This is a genomic window from Vibrio sp. Isolate22, from assembly GCF_022398115.1.
Classification (GTDB): domain Bacteria; phylum Pseudomonadota; class Gammaproteobacteria; order Enterobacterales; family Vibrionaceae; genus Vibrio.
Map to the genome: position 1 here is coordinate 1 of NZ_JAKEUW010000017.1, position 21,298 is coordinate 21,298.

General features: G+C 44.7%; 20 protein-coding genes. 4 read left to right on the plus strand and 16 right to left on the minus strand.

Annotated features, from left to right (window positions below):
* Window positions 1-605 precede the first annotated feature (605 nt).
* Complete coding sequence (ltrA, locus tag L1D55_RS11925) at window positions 606-2,078, plus strand: group II intron reverse transcriptase/maturase (protein WP_239917562.1); 1,473 nt, start codon at window positions 606-608, stop codon at window positions 2,076-2,078.
* 412 nt (window positions 2,079-2,490) lie between these two features.
* Here ltrA and L1D55_RS11930 read toward each other — a convergent pair whose 3' ends face one another.
* The 5 genes from L1D55_RS11930 to L1D55_RS11950 are packed head-to-tail and all read right to left on the minus strand — an operon-like array spanning window position 2,491 to window position 8,908.
* On the minus strand, window positions 2,491-2,949 hold the full coding sequence (locus tag L1D55_RS11930) for a hypothetical protein (protein ID WP_171372240.1): 459 nt from the start codon (window positions 2,947-2,949) through the stop codon (window positions 2,491-2,493).
* Window positions 2,946-4,934 (minus strand): hypothetical protein, encoded by a 1,989-nt coding sequence (locus L1D55_RS11935; protein ID WP_239917563.1) that lies wholly within the window; start codon window positions 4,932-4,934, stop codon window positions 2,946-2,948. The genes L1D55_RS11930 and L1D55_RS11935 overlap by 4 nt, the downstream gene beginning before the upstream one ends.
* Before the next feature lie 4 nt (window positions 4,935-4,938).
* On the minus strand, window positions 4,939-6,807 hold the full coding sequence (locus L1D55_RS11940) for a hypothetical protein (protein WP_239917564.1): 1,869 nt from the start codon (window positions 6,805-6,807) through the stop codon (window positions 4,939-4,941).
* Window positions 6,804-8,399, minus strand: coding sequence for a site-specific integrase (locus L1D55_RS11945; RefSeq protein ID WP_239917565.1), 1,596 nt, complete (start codon window positions 8,397-8,399; stop codon window positions 6,804-6,806). Before L1D55_RS11945 ends, L1D55_RS11940 begins: the two co-directional genes overlap by 4 nt.
* A 56-nt stretch (window positions 8,400-8,455) precedes the next feature.
* Window positions 8,456-8,908 (minus strand): YcgN family cysteine cluster protein, encoded by a 453-nt coding sequence (locus L1D55_RS11950; protein WP_239917566.1) that lies wholly within the window; start codon window positions 8,906-8,908, stop codon window positions 8,456-8,458.
* Window positions 8,909-9,067: 159 nt separating this feature from the next.
* On the opposite strand from L1D55_RS11950, the gene L1D55_RS11955 reads away from it, so the two are divergent.
* Both L1D55_RS11955 and aqpZ read left to right on the plus strand, forming a co-directional pair.
* On the plus strand, window positions 9,068-9,316 hold the full coding sequence (locus L1D55_RS11955; protein ID WP_105057441.1) for a YkgJ family cysteine cluster protein: 249 nt from the start codon (window positions 9,068-9,070) through the stop codon (window positions 9,314-9,316).
* 93 nt (window positions 9,317-9,409) lie between these two features.
* A complete protein-coding gene (gene aqpZ, locus L1D55_RS11960; protein WP_239917567.1) occupies window positions 9,410-10,099 on the plus strand; it encodes an aquaporin Z in 690 nt (229 codons plus the stop codon).
* 80 nt (window positions 10,100-10,179) lie between these two features.
* Here aqpZ and recR read toward each other — a convergent pair whose 3' ends face one another.
* The 7 genes from recR to L1D55_RS11995 form a co-directional block, all read right to left on the minus strand.
* Window positions 10,180-10,779: a recombination mediator RecR gene (recR, locus tag L1D55_RS11965; protein WP_239917568.1), complete on the minus strand. Its 600-nt coding sequence runs from the start codon at window positions 10,777-10,779 to the stop codon at window positions 10,180-10,182.
* Window positions 10,780-10,851: 72 nt separating this feature from the next.
* Window positions 10,852-11,181, minus strand: a complete 330-nt coding sequence (locus L1D55_RS11970; protein WP_004740648.1) for a YbaB/EbfC family nucleoid-associated protein — start codon at window positions 11,179-11,181, stop codon at window positions 10,852-10,854.
* A gap of 152 nt (window positions 11,182-11,333) precedes the next feature.
* Entirely contained in the window at window positions 11,334-13,583 is a 2,250-nt protein-coding gene (gene dnaX, locus L1D55_RS11975) for a DNA polymerase III subunit gamma/tau (protein ID WP_239917569.1), read from the minus strand.
* Window positions 13,584-13,601: 18 nt separating this feature from the next.
* The gene (apt, locus tag L1D55_RS11980) at window positions 13,602-14,147 is read right to left on the minus strand and encodes an adenine phosphoribosyltransferase (RefSeq protein ID WP_004740646.1); all 546 of its coding nucleotides are present in this window, start codon (window positions 14,145-14,147) and stop codon (window positions 13,602-13,604) included.
* Between the two features lie 161 nt (window positions 14,148-14,308).
* A complete protein-coding gene (locus L1D55_RS11985) occupies window positions 14,309-14,680 on the minus strand; it encodes a YbaN family protein (RefSeq protein ID WP_239917600.1) in 372 nt (123 codons plus the stop codon).
* A gap of 74 nt (window positions 14,681-14,754) precedes the next feature.
* On the minus strand, window positions 14,755-14,892 hold the full coding sequence (locus L1D55_RS11990) for a hypothetical protein (protein ID WP_004740644.1): 138 nt from the start codon (window positions 14,890-14,892) through the stop codon (window positions 14,755-14,757).
* A 149-nt stretch (window positions 14,893-15,041) separates the two neighbouring features.
* Window positions 15,042-16,145 (minus strand): response regulator, encoded by a 1,104-nt coding sequence (locus L1D55_RS11995; protein ID WP_239917570.1) that lies wholly within the window; start codon window positions 16,143-16,145, stop codon window positions 15,042-15,044.
* A gap of 228 nt (window positions 16,146-16,373) precedes the next feature.
* Here L1D55_RS11995 and L1D55_RS12000 point away from each other — a divergent pair, with 228 nt between their 5' ends.
* Window positions 16,374-17,249, plus strand: coding sequence for a LysR family transcriptional regulator (locus tag L1D55_RS12000; protein WP_004740642.1), 876 nt, complete (start codon window positions 16,374-16,376; stop codon window positions 17,247-17,249).
* Between the two features lie 79 nt (window positions 17,250-17,328).
* Here L1D55_RS12000 and purF read toward each other — a convergent pair whose 3' ends face one another.
* From purF to folC, 4 genes are all read right to left on the minus strand, one after another.
* Window positions 17,329-18,843 (minus strand): amidophosphoribosyltransferase, encoded by a 1,515-nt coding sequence (gene purF / locus L1D55_RS12005; protein WP_239917571.1) that lies wholly within the window; start codon window positions 18,841-18,843, stop codon window positions 17,329-17,331.
* A gap of 34 nt (window positions 18,844-18,877) precedes the next feature.
* Window positions 18,878-19,369, minus strand: coding sequence for a CvpA family protein (locus tag L1D55_RS12010; protein WP_004740640.1), 492 nt, complete (start codon window positions 19,367-19,369; stop codon window positions 18,878-18,880).
* Window positions 19,370-19,430: 61 nt separating this feature from the next.
* Entirely contained in the window at window positions 19,431-19,997 is a 567-nt protein-coding gene (locus tag L1D55_RS12015; protein ID WP_239917572.1) for an SPOR domain-containing protein, read from the minus strand.
* Window positions 19,998-21,263, minus strand: coding sequence for a bifunctional tetrahydrofolate synthase/dihydrofolate synthase (gene folC, locus L1D55_RS12020; RefSeq protein ID WP_239917573.1), 1,266 nt, complete (start codon window positions 21,261-21,263; stop codon window positions 19,998-20,000).
* Window positions 21,264-21,298: the final 35 nt, after the last annotated feature.

The window sequence follows — 21,298 nt, forward strand, 5'->3', positions numbered from 1 at the left end:
GGGGCGTGCGACGTGAGGTCGTATGGGGGCGTGCGACGTGAGGTCGTATGAAGCGCTGTTCACCGCTTAATGTGTGAACCATCTGTATCACCAGATGAACCTAGGACTCTGAATAAAGTAGCGAGTCTGACAATGTAACGAAGACTGGTAGTCATGCACCAGTCGGGATCTAAATCGCGAGAGAACGATCCTCCTGATAACCACAATCGGGTGAGTGCTAGGTAGTCAGCATGATGAACATAAGTGAATCCGCATAAGGTGCGTTATATGATGAATCAGCGGAAGTGGTTAATACGCTGTGGCCAAAAGGCATGAGAGTCGGAAAGAGATTGCCCCATGCTCTTTCGTGATCGTTGAACTCTCCGCACTATAGCGGGCATCTACACTGACATTGCGCAACATACGGAACACGGTAAGCCTGTACCACTCCCTCTGGGAAAGCCTTTGTGGCCGATAGTGATGCAGGTAGAGGATGTTGGAAAAAGCGAAGGCTGCATTGTAACGATGCAGATACAGACTTGTGTCTGGTCACGAAAGTGAGCCCACTTCCGACTGGTCTCTCGTTGCGAGAGAATTTGAAGAACTTTATTCAAGGAGAAATGCAAATGATGATTTTAAAAGAGATTAGTGCCTCTCCTAACAGCGTTCAATGGCAGTCAATCGACTGGAAATCCGCAGAGTCGCATGTGTTAAAGCTTCAAATGCGTATCGCAAAGGCAACTAGAGAAGGTAGACACGGAAAGGCGAAAGCCTTGCAGTGGATACTCACTCATTCTCGCTCAGCAAAACTTCTTGCTGTTAAGCGAGTATCTCAAAATAAAGGCAGTAAAACGTCTGGAATAGATAGTGTTATCTGGAATACAGATACACGCCGTATGAAAGCAGTTGATCAATTGAGTCGAAAGGCATACAAAGCCCAGCCGCTCAAGCGTATCTACATCCCCAAAAAGAACGGCAAACTTAGGCCACTGGGCATTCCATGCATGATAGACAGAGCGCAACAAGCACTTCACCTATTAGCATTAGAGCCTGTGTCAGAAAGTATTGCTGACCCTAACAGCTACGGTTTTAGACCAAGGCGAAGCACCGCTGACGCAATCGGCCAGTGTTTTATCTGCTTGAGTCAGAAACGGTCATCACAATGGATTCTTGAAGGGGACATCAAAGCCTGTTTYGACAAAATCGGGCATCAATGGCTGATGGACAATGTTGCTGTTGATAAACGTATGTTGGAGCAATGGTTAAAGTCTGGTTTTGTAGACAAAGGGCTATTTTACGACACCGATGAAGGCACGCCTCAAGGTGGGATAATATCCCCAACCTTGATGTTAATGACGCTCTCAGGTCTCGAACAGCAAATTAAGTCTACCGCTCTCAAAAAGGGAGCAAGAGCCAACTTTATTGGATATGCTGACGATTTCGTCGTCACTTGCGCTTCAAAGGAAGTGCTTGAGAACGATATCAAACCGTTGATTGCTGACTTCTTAGCGGAAAGAGGCTTGACACTATCCGAAGAGAAAACGCATATCACCCACATCAACGATGGCTTTGACTTTCTTGGGTTCAACCATAGGAAGTACAAAGGGAAACTGCTCATTAAGCCGAGTAAATCCAATACGTTGATGTTTTTAAGTAATCTGCGTGACCTCATCAAAAAGCACGTAACCCTTCCTGTGAATGACCTTATCAAACTGATAAATCCAAAACTTAGGGGATGGTCGAACTATTATCGACACTGCGTGGCTAAACAGGTATTCGGATATGTCGGTCACAAACTATTCCATACGTTATGGCATTGGGCTAAAAGGCGTCACCCAACAAAGTCTAAAACTTGGATCGCCCTAAAATACTTCATCAACCGAAAAGGCCAGTGGCAGTTTCACGGTTGGCAGAAGATCATGGATATGGATTGCCAGTTCAATCTGTTCCAAATAGCCAAAGTGCCGATAGAAAGGCATGTGAAAATCCGAAGTGCAGCGACACCATTTGACCCTCAATACCAAGAATACTTGGCAAAGAGAAAGTCTAAAAGGCTAGCTCGTAACTCTTGGAACGAACCTGCTCCGACTGCTTTATAAGTTGCTGGGTATCATTTGATGCCTTTGTGGAGGCTTGAGCCTAGTGCAGTGAAAGTTGCACGCTGGGTTCTTAGGGAGGCGGCACTTGGTAACAAGTGAAGGCATGTGAAAATCCGAAGTGCAGCGGCATGTGAAAATCCGAAGTGCAGCGACACCATTTGACCCTCAATACCAAGAATACTTGGCAAAGAGAAAGTCTAAAAGGCTAGCTCGTAACTCTTGGAACGAACCTGCTCCGACTGCTTTATAAGTTGCTGGGTATCATTTGATGCCTTTGTGGAGGCTTGAGCCTAGTGCAGTGAAAGTTGCACGCTGGGTTCTTAGGGAGGCGGCACTTGGTAACAAGTGTCGTCCACCCGACAGAAGCGTGTTACGCCCCTTTGCCCCATTACACTTTGAGCGTGAGAGCGTGTTACTTGATTGGCGTCACAACTGAATTTTCATCTAATAATTCTTGCTGTAGGTCAAACACCCTAAAGCGGAGCCTGGCATTCTCAGCCTCTAACAGCTTTCTAGCTTTAACTGCATTGTCTCGTTGAGTTCTGTACTTATCTTTCAACTCATTGGCTTTTCTTAACTGGTGTTTTAGCCCATCAAGCTCAGACAAAGGGACATCTAGCTCAATATCTAAGCCTGTTGTCATCGCCCTATCGCGGTTGAGGTTGTAATCATCAATAACAGGTTTGGAGTAGGCCACGAACTCCTTAAATTTATGGACATAGCTATTGCCAAGTTGGGCTTCATTATTGATTCGGTTCAATGTCAGCTTGCCCGTCGCCTTAACATGAAGTGGCTTGCCATCTAATAAGCGCTGAAATGCATTGACCAGTAACCCTTCTGCCTTGCAGGTTGCCTTATACTCTACTTTCATGACCATACCGCCATTATATCATCATTGAAGCTATCAAATGGGATGCTGTGTTTAACCAATGTTGGCTCAATGGACTGAATCTTCTTTTTTCTGGCATCCAGAATCAACTCATTGCCATAATCACCCATATCATTGATTGCCCTGAAAGAAGCAATGAGGTTGTCCCGCTCCCTCGACAGCCTTTTTGCCGCTTTATCAGTGATAACCTTATGCTCACAGGGGGCTTCAACAATATCCATCAGGGAGCAGAGGCGCTCACAATTACGGTTGGTGCAATAACCACCCGTAGGAAGCAATACTATGGATTTGTCACCAGACCTTACCAAAGCGAGCAATTCACTTCGGGACATAACTATTTCTTCACCCTGCGCTAGCCGCTCTGCTTTATTCTGGGCTATGCGTTCACCTTCTGCACCACTTAAGGTATCGGATACATTGTAAATCTCATCCCACGCTTCCACCGCTGAACTTTCAATGGCTTCATCAAATTCACTCATTAACTTTGTATCCATCAACAGCTGGTTGGTACGCGCCAACTCGGAATAATTCGCATACCAGTTGGACATATTGATATTGCGGTGTTTAAGCTGGTATTTTACTGTGAGTGCGTTGCCCAGTCGGTTCTTCACCATAAAGACCACAAAACTCCGCCTTAAATCATGTGACGTAAGCCTTGGTAAACCGCCTCCAACTTTTAAGCTTCCTGCACGTTCTGGATTTAAATAGTCGAACTCCTCAACATCTTCCGCGGTCGCAGTGATGTTGAACTCTTTCATATTCAATGCGTCGCACTTTCCGGCACCATCAATCTTGTATTTTAGCGATGTTTTATTTAGTAGCACTTCACTGTCATAAGACATATCAGAAGAAATAAAGGCACTCTCAAGCTCTTGGCACTTAGCATTATATCGATCTTTTGTTAGCTGCCCGTTTTGATAACCGTCATTTAGTCGTTTTTGATAATACTTCCTCGCGGCTTGCGTGGCATCAAAAGCTAATTCCAATGCTAGTTTAGCGATAGGCGCAGTGTTCCACGTTGTATAAATCTTTTCTCCCTTATTCCCTTTTGTAGAAAATCCAGAGACTTTGGGGACAGTTGCAAGTATATCGTCATAGCTATCCTTATTCATGGAAAGCAACTCTTCCTTTCGGGCTGCGGAAAATAAACCCACACAGATAAAGCACATCCTAAGTAATTTACCTAACCAAATTCCCCTTCTATCAAATGAAAAATTAGGAATAGCTTTTCGTTCTGGCCATTCCCTTGTTCTGTTAGACATCCTTTTGAAGAATGTTTTCATTTGCCGATCATTTAGGGTGCTCACACCTAATGCTTTGAGTTCAGCATTGAACATTTCATCATGATACGTATAAAACTTCTCCATTGCCCCTGCTATTTGGTGGCGATATGGATGATAGATTTCCACAAACTGAACAACCGTTTTTAGAATACTGACATGAATAGCCTCTGGAAATGCGATTGCTTGACCGTTACCAGCATCAGGTTGAATCCACTGGTTCCACTCTCGTTTGTGTACGTAACGCTTTACAAGACCCGCTTTATTCAATGCATTAATCGTAGAGGCAAGGTGTATACACATACTTTTACCGCCATACCCTTCTAATTTTTTTGTGCACCTTTTCCATTCTCGTTCGCTTGAAAGTAAGCCAAAATCACTATCTCCCCAGCGTATTGCGAGAGCGTTTAACTTGTTCCTATTATTTTTCAAAGAACTAACAACTGCATGAGAACCAGAACTTGAGTTTTTCTTTTGCCATTGCATCAGCGAGTAAAGATAAGACTGAATATCTTGGCGATACTTTTCATCAATATGCCCAAAAGAGATTGTTTTTTGGTTATGGTTCAGAGCGTGAAAGTCCCATTCGTCATCATAAATACGGGATAGCCCTTCACCGTCAGAGTCAAACGTCACATAGGGATTTTCAGCAAGTTCTTGGCGAAGCTGTATAATCTTTTCAGACATAAAATTACCCCTTACCCTTAAAGAATTGGCTTGCGCTGGCTCTATCTTGGTAAAGCGGATGGTAATCTCCGTCATCCACTTTTTGTTTTGCTTGAGTGTAGTTTTTTGGTGCTTTTTGTTTCAGCCTGAGAAGGACTTTTTTCAATATGCCTTCCACCACGAAATACTCATTCTTTGGTGCGGAATTACTCGCGACCATCTCTTTGAGGTCTTCAATTTGCTCTAAAAATGACAGCATTAACCAGATATCATTTTCTGACGCCACCAATTTATGGCTGTCACAATCAAAGCAACCAACAAAATCCGTGCAACGCCCTGTATCTTTTGAAAAATCAATACCCAACTGCGTCATACGCCTCGCCTCAGCAACAAGCTTCTCTGATGTTGCTCCTGCGCACTTAATGCCACTGGGCGTTGTCATTAGTGGCTGCTCTTTGCTTTCACGGTTACGCAAATTTTTATAATCATAATCTGATAAAATATCGCTACGCATCGCCTTTGCATCCCCGATGGCTTTACCAATCTCCTCGCCCTTGCTAATTGCGCTCATCGCGCCAAACGTGGCGTTTAGGTTGTTATCATGGTCTGCCTGAACACCACTAGAGTACCGCTTGGCGACAACATTTACGGTATTATTCAGCCCCTGTGACACAAGGAATATATCTTCAGTTACTCGCATCAGTACATCAGATTTTGTTGCTCTGAATCGACTTGCAGTAACCTTTAACCCAGTTATTTTCTCAAGCTGTAAATTGATATAGCTAATATTTGTACCATGAGTATTGAAAGTCCAAACCTCACCTTTGGTACTAAAGAAAGGGCAAAGCACCAGCTCGTTTGAAAGCGAGATACCCAATGATTGGTACATCAATTTAGATGTTTTAAGCCATCGAGTAATCAGTTCTTTAGTTCGCTGACTAAAACCGCAGCTATTATCCAAGTCCTTATAGCCCGCCCTGAACTTTTCACCGTCGAAAACAAAACGACCACTACCAATACTTTTAAACAATACGTCTTTATGTCGTACATTCGCGAGCACCGATTTATTCATGCCTGTCAGCATTGAGAATACAAAAAACCAATTACGTGAGGCATGATTATAAAAAACCTGCCTATGAAGTCGCTCAAGTTTTAGCTGGCTAGTGTTTATTGTTGGAACCATAGGCTTCATGCAGCGCTTAAAGCCGTTTCGATTTACGCCAACTTTGTGGGCTGTCCATCCATTCCTTTTGGCTCTTGCACTAAACAAACTATCATCAAAGAAAGGGTGAATATCTAACATCTGATTATTTTCAATCGCTTCCTGAAAAGTCAGTGCGCCTTTAACCAACACCTTTGATAATGGTTTCAGCTCTGTTTCCACATGAAACGCTTTACTCGCTGAAGAAGGTTTCGCTGCAACTTCTGGCAGCGCCTTAAGGTCAGACTCTCGATTCCACTGCCTCAATAAAAAAGATAAGCTAGTTTTAATTTGTTCGACTTTCGCTACCTGCTCACCTTTGTCACGTAAATTATTGAAGTGCTTAATGCAACCTCCCATAATTTCATTACTAAAAAGATCACCTTGATAATTAATGCCATCAAGGTATCGGAAGTAACTAACGAGCCCACTAAAATATCCTTGGTTTGATTTTTTTTCAGGTAAGGTGGTTAGCCTTTGATGTATATCCCGAACGATATCATCTCGCTTAGCCAATACTCCATTTCCTGCTTTAATTTGTTTCACTGTCGGGATGTTACGGTAGCGCAAGCGGTAAGTGTAAGACTTAACCCCACAACCACAGTCTAAAAACATGTCTTCAAAGCGAAGTGGAGTAATAGATGCACTCGGTTTATTAATCACAATTTTGGTGCGTTTCCGTCCTTGAATCATAATGCAACCTCCAAATCATCAAAAGCGCCTATATAATCAAGTACGTCTTCGTAGATTTCATCGGCAGAGGGCATATCCTGTGCAATTTTCAGGTATTCTATCGTCGTCGCCCTATCTTCATGACCTAGCAACGCCGATACCCTATCCAATGCCTCATCAGGTGTCATTGACGGGTTGCCATAGTCATCCTTTTTATTTAAAAGGTGGCGGAAGATATTCACGGCAAACGTTGAGCGTAAATTATGTAGGGAGCCGACAATAGGCTGGTCAAGACCTTGGGTTAGGTTTGCAGTGTTACGTATTTCCACCCAACGCCCAGTAAAGTCTTGTAGCCGCGTAAACATGGGTTTACCGGATTGGGTAATAAACAGGTATTTAAGTTCGGGGTTAATGGCATCGTCACCCTCAAAGAAATGCGTATTACCTTCTTCCTTCTGCTCCTTGCACCATGCTTTGAATTTCTCAAGGCGCTTTTGATACCTGTCGGACTGCGAGTAATCGTAAAGTATCTTCATCAATGGGGCGGGGATAATGGTAACGCGGCTTTTATTCTTCTCTGCGAAGCCCTCAGCGGTCTTTGTGAGTGATTGGTACTTATCACCGACACCTAAATCCATCACAGGCTTTTTAAACACCTCTCTGCCGTCCTGAATCATGGTTTCGGGGTTCACTATCTGTCCCAAATGAAGGCTCGCTGCTTCCTCACGGCGCAACCCCGTATTACGGCAAATCATTGGATGCAGGCAAAACTCAATCGGCAGTGAGTGCAGTTTATTATTGTCACCATGACGAACCACCCTGCGGGATTTCATTAATATGGTTTGTAGGATGTTCCATTCATTATTGGTGAATGGTTTTAGGTCACGGCGTAGATTGCTGAGGTTTGTGCCACCACTGCGAGACGACTTAGCAAACTTAATCCGCATATCCGTCGTGTGCACCTGCTTACGTTGGTAAGCTTTCATACTGGATGCTGACGCCTCGAAGTGGATATTCACTGTCTCAAACTGGAAGGGAGGGTTATTGAAGCGAATGCCCTGGCGAAGACAATGCTTATAGAAACTAACAACACTGCTCATGTATTGCCTGGCCGTTGTTTTAGCCAATACACCCTCAATAGCGAGGTGCTTGATTCCGTCTCGATATTGGTAGGTTAAGCGCTCTTGTTTATTACGAGGAAAGACATTCCATTCTGGGCGGGGATCATTATAGAGAGGGTCAAAGTCCTCTACATCGCATTCAGCATCCCACTCAGCCTGTTTGTCCAAGACAAAACTGAAGTAATGGGCAAGCCCCTGCGCATCTGTACCAAGCTCAAGCACACCATCATCGATTGCTTTCGACAATAAGAACTCATTGACCATGTCTAATGGCTGGTAGCAAATTAGGTTGTCTTTGTTGTCATACCCGGCGATATTGAGTAAAGGAAGTTTCTTAATGGGGATCTTGTTGCCATTAGCACGGTAGGTAACCTGAGGTTCGCCATTCTCATCAATAGATACCAATGGTTTCTCGTAAACGAAATTAGAGATAGTCGAAATTTCTACTTCTTTTCGTATGATCTTTTTCTGATTTTCATCGCTATCTGACATACTAAACCTCATGCTGTGTATACAACCAGCATACACAGCATTCTCAACTTTGAAAGTTAATTATGAGGTTTTAGCCTATCAGGTAAGTTTTGGATGTGGTCTTCCCAATCCACGACATCAATTTCGTACACGACTTTGTTGCGAACGCTTTCACCCGCAGCATGCATCTCAGACTTAGAGCCTGTAATTAATGGGTGCCACTCTGGAAGCGGCTTAGATTCAGATAGAAGACGATAAGCACACGTATCTGGCAGCCAATGAAACTCGTCGATCTTGTCACGAGTTAGCTTCAAACACTCTTCACCTGAAGTGAAACGGTTTGGGTAGTCCTTACAAGAACATGTTTTGTCATTCAGCCAGCTACACGCGACATTGGTGTAGTAAACTTCATCGCTATCTTCATCCATAAGCTTATGTAGGCAACACTTACCACAACCATCGCACAGAGATTCCCACTCTTGCTCGGACATCTGCTCTAGTGTTTTTTCTTGCCAAAATGGATTCGTCATAGGATTACTTCTTACTCTTTTACTGGGGTGCGTGTTATACCGCTAGCCCATAAAAAGTTCAAGGATAATAATTGTTCATTCTTTGATCCAATCAATAGCTGTCACTGCGATTGTTTTTTGCTACTATCGCGCCCCCTGTTATTTAGTGAGTTTAATTTGATGGAATGTCGCCTAGGTTGTGGAGCATGCTGTATCGCTCCGAGTATTACATCTGCTATTCCTGGAATGCCAAATGGCAAACCTGCGGGTGTGCGCTGCATTCAGTTAAACGAACAGAATCTCTGTAAGCTGTTTGGTCAAGACTCACGTCCTAAAGTGTGTCACCAGTTTAAGGCTTGCCCTGTCGTTTGTGGTAAAACCGATCAAGAAGCACTCGATAACCTTATTGAGCTCGAAGCAATAACCTAGCAAAATTTTTCTTTTTATATATGCCCAAGATTTCACAACTTTGATAAATCTAAACTATCTTGTTGATACTGGTACAGATTAATAAGGATCGTTATGAATAGGTATATAGCAGAAATGTTTGGTACGTTTTGGTTGGTGTTAGGTGGTTGTGGTAGTGCCGTCTTAGCCGCCGTTTTTCCCGATGTAGGTATTGGCCTGCTTGGGGTCTCTCTTGCCTTTGGTTTAACCGTACTCACCATGGCTTTCGCTATTGGGCATATATCCGGTTGCCACCTCAACCCAGCTGTCACTATCGGCCTTTGGACTGGTGGCCGTTTTGATGCCAAAGATGTTGTCCCTTACATCATTGCTCAAGTACTCGGCGGTATTATTGCCGGCGGCGTATTATTTGTGATTGCCTCCGGCCAAGCTGGCTTTGATGCTGTTTCGTCTGGCTTCGCGTCAAATGGCTTTGGAGAGCACTCTCCCGGTGGTTACTCACTAACCGCAGCACTGGTTTGTGAGGTTGTGATGACCATGGTGTTCCTATTCGTGATCATGGGCGCGACCGACTCTAAAGCACCCGCGGGATTTGCACCCATCGCGATTGGTCTCTGTTTAACCCTAATTCACCTTATCAGTATTCCTGTAACCAATACCTCTGTGAACCCAGCTCGAAGTACGGGTGTAGCGGTATTTGTTGGTGACTGGGCCGTTTCTCAACTATGGCTATTCTGGGTTGCTCCAATTATTGGTGCGGTGATCGGTGCGGTGATATACAAAGCCGTTCGAGGATCGGATTAAGCTCAGAGAAGACTTGGATAAAAGAAGCTTTAAGTGATAAAAGAAAAAGCCGCTTAGTGATGATTCACCAAGCGGCTTTTTTAGATCTTATGACGACCGAGTAAGGAGTGCGAAAGCGTGGTGCCATCCACAAGCTCTAGCTCACCACCAACGGGAACACCATGAGCGATTCGGCTAGCGTTCACTTCATGGGCATTACAAAGCTCGGCAATGTAATGTGCTGTCGCTTCCCCTTCAACAGTCGGGTTAGTCGCTAGGATAACTTCAGAGATATCACCACGACGTAGGCGGTAGTCCAAAACATCGAGGCCGATGTCACTTGGACCAATACCATCGAGTGGTGAAAGGTGCCCCATAAGCACAAAGTAACGACCAGAGAATTGGCCAGTTGCTTCGATAGCTGCAATATCAGCTGGGCTTTCTACTACACAGATTTGACCATTTTCCTGACGTTTAGGATTGGTACAAATGTGGCAGGTATCTTCTTCAGTAAAAGTACGGCACTCATTGCAGTGACCGATTTCAGTCATTGCTTGGCTAAGAGCATCAGCCAACTGAAGGCCGCCTTTTCTATCGCGCTGTAACAAATGAAAGGCCATACGCTGCGCCGACTTGGGGCCAACCCCAGGTAGACAACGTAAGGCCTCCATCAAATGCTCCAGCATATGACTGGTACGCATATTTAACCGTTCTAATTTTCAAATAACGGTCCGCTCAAGTAAGGCAAGAACGAACCCTTAGAAATAAGTCGCTTAGAAAGGCATCTTCATGCCTGGTGGAAGTTGCATTCCGCCAGTGATGCTAGCCATTTTTTCTTTTTGAGTTTCTTCAACACGACGAGCCGCATCGTTGAAAGCAGCAGCGATAAGATCTTCAAGCATCTCTTTATCGTCTTCCATTAGGCTTTCATCGATATCAACACGGCGAACGCTGTGGCTACCAGTGATTGTTACTTTTACAAGGCCAGCACCAGATTCACCTGTTACTTCCATATTTGCGATTTCTTCTTGAAGCTTTTGCATGCGCTCTTGCATTTGCTGGGCTTGCTTCATCATGTTGCCCATACCGCCTTTACCAAACATGTTAATACTCTCTGGTTTAATTGGTTTATTAAAATTTATTAAGCTATAAGCGCTTAAATGGGGGTTAAAGCAGTGTGATTCAACCCCTCGGTGTTCAGTTCTTCGATCGGCGTATCTAAGATGATACGCCCATCACTAAATCAAAATTAACGTTAGATAGGACGAACACTATCTCTGTCGAGCTCTGCGGCGAAGCGTCTTTCGATAAACTGTACGTTGGCATCGTTTTCCAAACTGGTAAACGCGTCTTTCAACTTACCTTGGTACAGCCTTTCTCGTAATTCTAGTGGTGTTTCACCACCATCGCCGATTTCAACACTTAGATGACACTCTTCCCCGAGTACCGTATTCAGAGACTGTAACAGTTCACTCTGCGCTCGGTCCGTATTCAAGTGAGCCTGGCTCGATCTCAAGGTTAACGTTATCGATGTATCGTTTTTAGTAAATACAGAGTTCAACGCTAACTGTTCAACAAGCTTAGCTGTCTCTAACTTTTGAATCGTGGCAGACCACTCATCTTGAGCAATCGACTCATTCAGCAGTTTTTCAACCATTTCTGGCGTTTTGACGTGCTCTAACGCTCGCTTGATCTGAGTAGGTGTAAGCTCTTTGCTCGCCTCTTTTACAACAGGTTTAGACGGTTTCCAGCGATAAGGTTCATTATCATTGGTAACATTTTCTGTCGGAGAGGTCGGTAAAGAAGCTGGCGACACCCGCTCAGAACCACCGTGTTGCTGAGCAACTCGGTCAAGAACTGAAGTTTTAGCAGGTGTCGCTTTAGCCTTTTTTGGCGCTGAACCTTTGCCATCCTGTGCTGCACTACCTCTACGCTGAGAGCGCAATTGGTGGCGCAAACCACTGACAGGTGATGCCGGACGAGCAGGCTGCCCTTCTGGAGCAGACGGTGCAACGTTTTGTGGCTGAGCCGGAGCTTGATTCTGATAGCTCACTTGCTGCTGAGGCTGTGCTTGTTGAGCCATAGGACTCATCGACTGCTCTGAACCGTAGCTAGGACGTTCGTCATAAGCTGGCGGCGCATCATACTGGCTTTGCGGGTAATCCTGTTCTGGATAACCTTGATGACCAGAATGCTCAAGGTAGCCTTGTGAATTCGGATACTGAGCCGGGCTTTGCTGCGGAGCTTGTTGTGCAGATTGCTGCTGCATAGCTTGAGGAGCCTGCTGCATCTGCGGCTGTCTCGGAACGGCCGTTGGCGTTGGTTGACTAACCGGCTGAGCAACGCTCTGAGCTTGACTCTGAACCGGCGCAGCAACAGGGCTCGTTGACTGAGTAGAGATCGCCGTTGCGACATTTTGCTCTGCAGGCCTAAATGCCAACATGCGTAAAACCACCATCTCAATACCAACGCGTGCGGTTGGCGATAACGGTAAGTCTTCACGACCTTTTAGCACTATCTGGTAATAAAGCTGAATATCTTGTGGGCTTAACGCTTTGCTAAGCAGTTCAAGCTTCTCTGCGTCAGGCTGCGCTTTGTCTAAGGTAGACGGCAACGCTTGATACATGGCGAGACGATGAAGTTGCGCAGCAAGTTGATTCAGCAAACCATCCCACTCTACGCCATTCTCAGCAAGGTTTTGGATACAAGCCATCGCTTCTTGTGGCTGCTTACTGCTAACAGCCTCAAGTAGATGGATCGCTTGATCGGTATCTAATGTGCCAAGCATGTGCGCAACCGTGTCAGTCACGACATTGCCGTTGCCTAATGCGATAGCTTGGTCCGTTAAGCTCAAGGCATCACGCATACTACCGTCGGCGGCATGAGCAATCATTCCAAGGGCACGAGACTCAGACGTTACCTTCTCTTGTTCAAGAATATGGTCAAGCTGCTCGTGAATATTATCAACGCTGATCGGCTTAAGATGGAACTGCAAACAACGCGATAAGATGGTCACTGGCAGTTTTTGTGGATCGGTCGTTGCGAGCAAGAATTTCACATACTCAGGTGGCTCTTCTAACGTCTTTAGAAGCGCGTTGAAACTGTGCCTAGAAAGCATGTGTACTTCATCGATAAGGTAAACCTTAAAGCGACCACGCGCAGGCTTGTACTGAACATTGTCCAGAAGCTCACGGGTATCTTCTACCTTAGTACGTGATGCCGCATCGATCTCTAGCAGGTCAACAAAGCGACCTTCATCGATCTCTTTACAAGTTGCACATTCACCACAAGGGGTAGAAGTAATGCCGGTTTCACAGTTAAGTCCCTTAGCAAACAAGCGGCCGATGGTCGTTTTACCGACACCGCGAGTTCCGCTAAATAGGTACGCATGGTGCAACCTATTTTGGCTAAGGGCATTCTCTAATGCTGTTAAAACATGGGCTTGACCAACCACTTCTTTGAATTTGGTTGGTCGCCATTTTCGCGCTAACGCAAGATAGCTCATGAATAATTCCGAAAAGGATTAGTGGCCGTCGAATTCGCAGATGCTAAACACTTCTAGACCTAAGCCTTCTAAGCGCTTGTCACCACCGATTTCTGGAAGATTAATTACAAATGCAGCGTGCTCTACCACACCACCAAGCTGACGAATCAACTTTGTTGTCGCTTCAATCGTACCGCCAGTTGCTAGTAAGTCATCAACCATCAACACTTTATCGCCTTCAACGATAGCATCAGTATGAATTTCTAACGTGTCTGTGCCGTACTCAAGCTCATAAGATTGTGCCACAGTTTCACGAGGCAGTTTGCCCGGCTTACGCACAGGAATGAAGCCAACACCTAGCTCTAATGCTAAAGGCGCACCGAATAGGAAACCACGAGCTTCAGTACCAACGATCTTAGTAAAGCCCATGTCCTTGTATGTTTCCGCTAACAACTCGATAGTCGCTTTGTAAGCTGCTGGGTCTTCCATCAAGCTTGTTACGTCACGGAACAAAATACCCGCTTTAGGGTAATCAGGAATGCTTTTGATGCTTGCTTTGATCAGAGAGATTTTTTCTGTGTTCATAATCTTATGCACTTCATTAGGCCGCTTTCCAAACTCTGGTTAACGAATCAAACATCAACGCTTGAAATTAAGGAAAGGTACGATTGGTATTCATTGCAACGAGAGTCATAACTCTAATTGCTGAAATAATAAACGCCCGCTATACAAGCAGGCACACTGGCTTAATGGTAGTGATTTTCTTTGCTGTCAGCAACCAACTCATGGGTTGGAAGTCGTATAAACCATGTGAGAAGAATAACAAGTACACAAATTAGGAAAGCCTTGACCCAAATGAGTGGAGCAAAGTAGATAGATAACGCAAAACTCAACAAGATAAAGAATACGCCACGCGTTTTAACTTGCTTGGTGACAGCGCCGTGTTGGTACCAGTTTTCTAACAGAGGACCGAGCGTTTTATGCTCATGCATCCATTTGTGAACTTTAGGATTGCTTCGCATGAAACATGCGCTAGCAAGAAGAAGAAATGGAGTGGTTGGCAGAACGGGTAATACAATCCCTAGAACTGCAAGGAAGATACAAAGGCCACCAGCAATATTCAGGCTTAAAACTCGAACGCTAATTGTGGCCTCCTTGAGTTAGCTATCACCATTTGGCGACGACAGCTTAACTAAAATGTTGCGTAGCCATTAAATACACGGATCAACGTTAGTGTTGCTGGTAGTAATGGAATCATTAAAAATGCGGCTAGAAAGCCTAAAAAGTAGAATACATTAAACGGGTCTTTAAAGTCTTGATTATCTGCCATGATTGCTTCTTGTTTTTGTTAGTAAAGGTAAGTCCAGTGGCGAACCAAACCCGCTTTGCTAAATAGACATTTAACAAAAAAGGCATAGCCACACCATTTGCGCAACTATACCTTAATCAATTATTCACAAAAACCGAGGAAATATAGGGTTAATCGGTGGTCCCTTGATGGATATCCAAGCTGAAACTTGCCGCTCCAAGCAGGCTCAACGACAACTGACAGCCCTGCTCTATTGGTAAGTCTCTGGTGATAAAGTTCTTTTTACAGTTATCGCCTAAGCGTTCACCTGCTGCAATATGTTGATTCATTTCACCATTCGACCAACGCCCATCCAAACCCGCAGGCAAAATTGAGATGGTGCCCTCCGCGAGGTTAGCAACACCAAACAACGCGTTGACAGGTGTTGAACACGCCGAACAGCGAATCCCTTTCTCCAAAATTTCAGCGATATCTTTGAGGTCAGCACTAAAATCTTTTCTGTTTCTTAAGTAATCATGGAACAAAGCTCTCACTAACAAGGTAGTCGCAGAGCCGCCGTTTTCAGAAGACGCTGAATCGACAAGGTAGAAAGCAAACTGCCCATTCATCGTCCACGCATAATCGAATACAAGTGGCATCATCTCCGTTGATTGCAACAAACGGTAGCTACAACGCCATGAGCCTTGCCTTGTGTCTTTGTCGGGTAACAACGCGTGCAACAAATCTCTTGCTGCGCTTGGGTTGTCCTGCAAGTAATTCAGGTGCCAATGTAATTCTTGGTCTTCCGGGATCTCTCCTCCATCATCCACACAAAACCACTGGCTTGAGAAATCTCGTTGATCTGAAAGGTTGTCGAACGAATCTGTTAAAGTGTTGGCAATCGCACTGCTTAGATGACCGTGGTCTTCTAATGGCTTCGCTAAAAAGTCTTTAATACCAAATCGCAGTGCTTTTGCTACATCAGACATATCATCTGTCGCAGACACCACAATCATAGGCAGTGATGGGTACTCTAAACTGAGCTCTTCTACAAGCTCGATGCCGTCCAGGATCGGCATTGATAAGTCACACACAATTAAATCTGGCGCTGCATCTCTGAGCTTCTGCAAAGCGTCCAGTCCGTTTTCAGCCTCAACCACTTTATAACCAACCTTCTCAAGGTAAGCACCGGTTATACGGCGAAAAATAGGATCATCATCAACCAACATTACGCATTTCTGGTTAATCACTTCCTGTGCCGAGGTCATTACTGGCTGACTGTCAGTTTTGTACATAATTTCTAACCTCACAAAACTAAGTCGAATTATTATTGTTATCTGTTCTAAGAACTAATATAAAACTTAGTAATAAAATGCTAAATACACAAATGTTCACTCTTTACTGGTAATTCGTGACAAGGCTTGGAATACTTGTAAATAGTGCAACAAGTTGACATGACGCAAACATTGAGATCAATGTTACGTATAAATTAGAAGAGATTGTAAACAAATGTGTCTGGATTTATGAAATTAGATGATTTAAACCTCTTTCGACTCGTCGTTGAAAATGGGAGCTACACCGCAACATCGCGCAAGACTATGATTCCGGTTGCGACCATCACACGACGCATCCAAGCTCTAGAAGACTCGCTAAACCTGAGGCTTCTCAATAGACACGCGCGTAAACTCTCCTTAACCGAGGCTGGCGAACGTTTCTTCAATGAATGCTCTCCACTGCTGCAACGTCTCTCTTCGACAGCCGAAGAACTAACGGATGTTTGTAAAGGTGCTTCCGGTAAGATCCGTATTACGGCGCCTTCTAACCTGACTAAGCGCATGATGATGCCAATGTTCAGCGACTTCATGACTCAATACCCAGATATCAATATTGAGTTGATGATGAACAACCAAGCTGATCAACTCGACCCTACAGAGTGGGACGTGATTTTCAGAGTGGGTCCGCAACGTGACTCAAGCCTCATTGCTCGAAAAATCAGTGAAGTAAAAGATATTCTTATCGCGAGTCCTGAGTACTTAGCGAAGAACCCTGCACCGAGCCATGCCGAAGAACTAGCGAACCATTCATTGCTTAAAGGCTACCCACTGATTAAGTGGCAGCTAAGTAACTCGAATGATGAGACTGTAGTTAACAGTGAAAAAGGCCGCTTCAACGCAAACGCACTTAATGTTGTAAGACAAGCTTGCTCTGAAGGTCTAGGTATCACACTGATGCCAGACGTGATGATTCGCGAATACATTGAAGATGGCAGCTTAGTTCAAGTATTGGAAGACTGGAGCGCTAACCCGCGTGACATCTACATGCTTTATAACCACAAAGACCATCTACCTGAGAAAGTTAGATTGTTTATTGATTTTGTGATCGCGTACCACATTCACTAGGTTAATCCCCTACTTCAAAAACAAAAAAACCAGAGCCGATCGATGCTCTGGTTTTTAATATTCTAATCACTAAAGAAAACTAAGCGCCTTCGTTGTGTAACTCTAGGTTCGCTAAATCTTGTTGGATCTCACGCTGAATCTTAGAGTCATCATTACGTAGAGAGTCTAAGAAATCTAGATATGCTTGGTCGATATCACCCGTTACATACTCGCCATTAAACACAGAAGTATCGAAACGTGCGATGTCTTGGTTGCCCATACCTACCGCTGAAATCAAGTCTGGTAGCGTTTGGAAGATCAGAGCGTCTGCGCCAATCTGCTTACAAATCGTTTCATTGTCACGACCATGAGCAATTAGCTCTGTCGCGCTCGGCATATCAATACCGTAAACGTTAGGGAAGCGAACCTCAGGAGCCGCTGACACCATGAACACCTTGTTTGCGCCAGAGTCACGAGCCATCTCAATGATCTGCTCTGAAGTCGTACCGCGAACAATAGAGTCATCAACCAGTAGAACGTTCTTGCCTTTAAACTCAGAACGAATCGCATTAAGTTTACGGCGAACTGACTTCTTACGCTGTTGCTGCCCAGGCATGATAAACGTACGACCAACGTAACGGTTTTTCACGAAACCTTGGCGGTAAGGCTTGTCGATAGCTTGAGCGATGCGCAGTGCAATGTCGTTAGACGTTTCTGGAATTGGGATAACCACATCAATATCTAAGTCTGAGTACTCTTCTTTAATACGCTTACCTAGTAATTCACCCATCTCAACACGTGCGCTGTACACTGAGATTTTATCGATGAATGAATCAGGGCGTGCAAAGTATACAAACTCAAAGATACATGGGTTGAGCTGTGGGTTGTCTGCACATTGCTTAGTGAAAAGCTCATCGTCGAATGTTACGTAGATAGCTTCACCAGGTGCCACATCACGCATGAAATCAAAACCAACAGCATCCAGTGCTACCGATTCAGACGCCACCATGTATTCCGTTTTACCTTCAACTTCACGCTTACCTAGACACAGTGGACGAATACCGTGTGGGTCGCGGAATGCGATCATACCGTGGCCGATGATCATAGCAGTTACTGCGTATGCGCCACGAATTGTGCGATGTACGTTTGATACAGCACGGAAAACATCATCTGAAGTCACGTTACCTTTAACCGTATCGATCTCATGAGCCAATACGTTCAATAGCACTTCTGAATCCGAAGTAGTGTTCACATGACGACGGTCTTTTTCGAATAACTTTTCACGAACTTCATTTGCGTTCGTTAGGTTACCGTTGTGAGCCAACGTGATGCCAAAAGGCGAGTTTACGTAGAAAGGCTGAGCTTCCGACGCGCTTGAGCTACCTGCTGTCGGGTAACGAACATGGCCAATACCTACGTTACCTTGGAGGCGTTGCATGTGTTTTGCTTCAAAAACATCTTTTACTAAACCGTTCGCCTTACGCAGACGGAAACGATTGCTTTCTATAGTACAAATACCAGCGGCATCTTGGCCACGATGCTGCAATACCGTTAAAGCGTCATAAATAGACTGGTTTACAGGTGTTGAACCCACGATTCCAACAATACCACACATGTCCTAATCCTCGATTTTTCGACATTAACTGGCGCTATAGCGCGCCAGATAAGAAACTAGATGTTGCTTGTAAATGCTCGAAGAACGGCGCAATGATTCGACTAAATTCCGGAACCAACTGCGAATTCTTCCACCACTCAGAACTTGGGAATGCAGTAAACGCATCCATGAAAAACAACACTGCAGAAACAATCAAAACACCACGTAAGCCACCAAAGACGACACCGAGGATTCTGTCTGTACCTGACAGGCCTGTTTTCTGAACTAGCTGACCGATAACATAGTTAACTAACGCACCGACAACTAACGTTGCAACAAACAATGCTGCTATCGCCGTTCCGTTTCGAAACATCTCATCTTCGATATTGGTGAAGTACACCGCTAATTTTGCGTAGTACTGGCTAGCAATAAAAAATGCTCCAAACCAAATAACGAGTGACAACGCTTCTTTAGCGAAACCACGAACTAAACTGATCACGGCAGAGAAGCCGATCACGCCTAAAATGACAAAATCTAACCAATTCATGAATTCTTCATCTTAAGTTGGCGCGCATTTTAACAGAAAAAATGCTGACGCAAACGTTTTCTTATGGATTTAACGGTTTAAATTTGAGCAATTGGCCTTTTGAACCCGTAATTTTTTCTAATTCCTTAATTTGTCGCTCAAGTTTGGATTTAGATACATCTGGGCCAATAATTACTCGCGTAAAAGTTTTTTCTTGCTTGGTGTGAGCCTGGTAACCACGCTTTTGCAAATCCTTAACCACGCTTTTCGCGTTGTCAGCATTCTTCAAAGCCATCAATTGAATGATCCAAGCGCTGTCTTGATACTCATTTTTTTCAGGTACTGGCTTAACCACAACCGCCACTTTATCCGCTTCTTTTTCAGAAACCGATGCCGTTTGGGTTTCTGATGCCCCGCCGCTTTCAACCACTCGCTCTACCGGAGAGTCCGGCAGTGCAATCTGATCTTCGACTGGGTCAAGCACCTCAAACACTTCAACATTGCTATCAAGTTCCGGCTTAATAGGAATGCTTGCAAACTCTTCTTTATAGTGAAGCTTTTTACCATCGAGCACATCTGGCAATACAATCACGCCAATGGCCACTAAAATGATGGTGCCGACTAAGCGGCTCTGAAATTTACTTGCCATCTAGTTTCCTTTTTTCTGCCAATGCTCCAACACTTCCCCTACTGTATGGAAAGAACCGACCACCAACACAACGTCGTCTTCACCTTTCGCTGATGCTAACGCCGCCTCAAACGCCGCAACCGGGTTTGTATGCTGCTCAACACCTTGAGGAAGGCTTTGACAAAGTTCAGCTGCCGTTGCCGCGCGTGGCCCTTGCAAAGAAGCTGGGTACCAGTGTGTTGCGATTGGTGCTAACACTTCTAATGTCGCTGGAATGTCTTTGTCATGAAGCATAGCGACTACAACGTGCAAATTCTTGCCCGCATATTTTTTAGTAACTTGCTGTGCGAAGTATTCTGCTGAATGTGGATTATGAGCCACATCGAGAACAATCACAGGCTGGTCGCTAATTTGTTGCATGCGCCCAGGAAGTTGAGCGTTCTTCAAACCATTAACCACGTTCACATCACTAATATCTAACTCTGATGTGCCAAGTGCCATTAATGCCGTTGCCGCGTTCGGGAGCGGTAAGGTTGGAATAGGAAGTGATTCCAGTTGGAATGCACCGCTATGCCAGTTCCAAGTGTCGCCATCAACAGCGTAGGTATATTGAATACCAACCTGATAAAATTCAGCTTTGATATCATCTGCATGTGCAGCAACCGTCGCTGGCGGCTTAGGTTGACCACAGATAGCCGGCTTACCGCTACGATAGATTCCCGCTTTCTCGAAACCAATCACATTGATGTCATCGCCAAGCCAATCAACATGGTCGACCGCCAAGCTCGTGATGACAGACACATCGTGATCAACGATATTAGTAGCGTCTAAGCGGCCGCCGAGACCAACTTCTAACAACACAACATCGACTGCTTCCGTTTGAAAAGCACGCAACGCAGCCAAAGTACCGTATTCGAAGAAGCTAAGACTGATTTCACCACGTTCGTTCTCAATAAAATCAAAAGACTGAACCATCTTTTCATCAGATAGATCTTGGCCGTTGGTACGAACGCGCTCGTTGTAACGAATTAAGTGAGGAGAGCTGTAGACACCAACAGAGTATCCCGCATCTAATAGAATGGCTTCCATTAGCGCACACGTTGAACCTTTGCCATTGGTTCCGGCAACAGTAATGACGTGTTTAGCAGGTTTGGTAAGATTTGCCTTAGAGGCGACAGCCTGAACTCGGTCTAGCCCAAGATCAATAGCACTGGTGTGGATGTTTGATATATAATCAAGCCACATCTCCAAAGAGGATGTGGCTTGAGGAATAGGTTGTTGACTCATCTAACTCATAACCATAATAAAGTTGGTTTGTTAGA

Excerpts from the sequence above, each read along its gene's own strand:
- L1D55_RS11930 (WP_171372240.1), bottom strand. The coding sequence starts at position 2,949 with ATGAAAGTAGAGTATAAGGCAACCTGCAAGGCAGAAGGGTTACTGGTC.
- L1D55_RS11935 (WP_239917563.1), bottom strand. The coding sequence starts at position 4,934 with ATGTCTGAAAAGATTATACAGCTTCGCCAAGAACTTGCTGAAAATCCC.
- L1D55_RS11940 (WP_239917564.1), bottom strand. The coding sequence starts at position 6,807 with ATGATTCAAGGACGGAAACGCACCAAAATTGTGATTAATAAACCGAGT.
- L1D55_RS11945 (WP_239917565.1), bottom strand. The coding sequence starts at position 8,399 with ATGTCAGATAGCGATGAAAATCAGAAAAAGATCATACGAAAAGAAGTA.
- L1D55_RS11950 (WP_239917566.1), bottom strand. The coding sequence starts at position 8,908 with ATGACGAATCCATTTTGGCAAGAAAAAACACTAGAGCAGATGTCCGAG.
- L1D55_RS11955 (WP_105057441.1), top strand. The coding sequence starts at position 9,068 with ATGGAATGTCGCCTAGGTTGTGGAGCATGCTGTATCGCTCCGAGTATT.
- aqpZ (WP_239917567.1), top strand. The coding sequence starts at position 9,410 with ATGAATAGGTATATAGCAGAAATGTTTGGTACGTTTTGGTTGGTGTTA.
- recR (WP_239917568.1), bottom strand. The coding sequence starts at position 10,779 with ATGCGTACCAGTCATATGCTGGAGCATTTGATGGAGGCCTTACGTTGT.
- L1D55_RS11970 (WP_004740648.1), bottom strand. The coding sequence starts at position 11,181 with ATGTTTGGTAAAGGCGGTATGGGCAACATGATGAAGCAAGCCCAGCAA.
- dnaX (WP_239917569.1), bottom strand. The coding sequence starts at position 13,583 with ATGAGCTATCTTGCGTTAGCGCGAAAATGGCGACCAACCAAATTCAAA.
- apt (WP_004740646.1), bottom strand. The coding sequence starts at position 14,147 with ATGAACACAGAAAAAATCTCTCTGATCAAAGCAAGCATCAAAAGCATT.
- L1D55_RS11990 (WP_004740644.1), bottom strand. The coding sequence starts at position 14,892 with ATGGCAGATAATCAAGACTTTAAAGACCCGTTTAATGTATTCTACTTT.
- L1D55_RS11995 (WP_239917570.1), bottom strand. The coding sequence starts at position 16,145 with ATGTACAAAACTGACAGTCAGCCAGTAATGACCTCGGCACAGGAAGTG.
- L1D55_RS12000 (WP_004740642.1), top strand. The coding sequence starts at position 16,374 with ATGAAATTAGATGATTTAAACCTCTTTCGACTCGTCGTTGAAAATGGG.
- purF (WP_239917571.1), bottom strand. The coding sequence starts at position 18,843 with ATGTGTGGTATTGTTGGAATCGTGGGTTCAACACCTGTAAACCAGTCT.
- L1D55_RS12010 (WP_004740640.1), bottom strand. The coding sequence starts at position 19,369 with ATGAATTGGTTAGATTTTGTCATTTTAGGCGTGATCGGCTTCTCTGCC.
- L1D55_RS12015 (WP_239917572.1), bottom strand. The coding sequence starts at position 19,997 with ATGGCAAGTAAATTTCAGAGCCGCTTAGTCGGCACCATCATTTTAGTG.
- folC (WP_239917573.1), bottom strand. The coding sequence starts at position 21,263 with ATGAGTCAACAACCTATTCCTCAAGCCACATCCTCTTTGGAGATGTGG.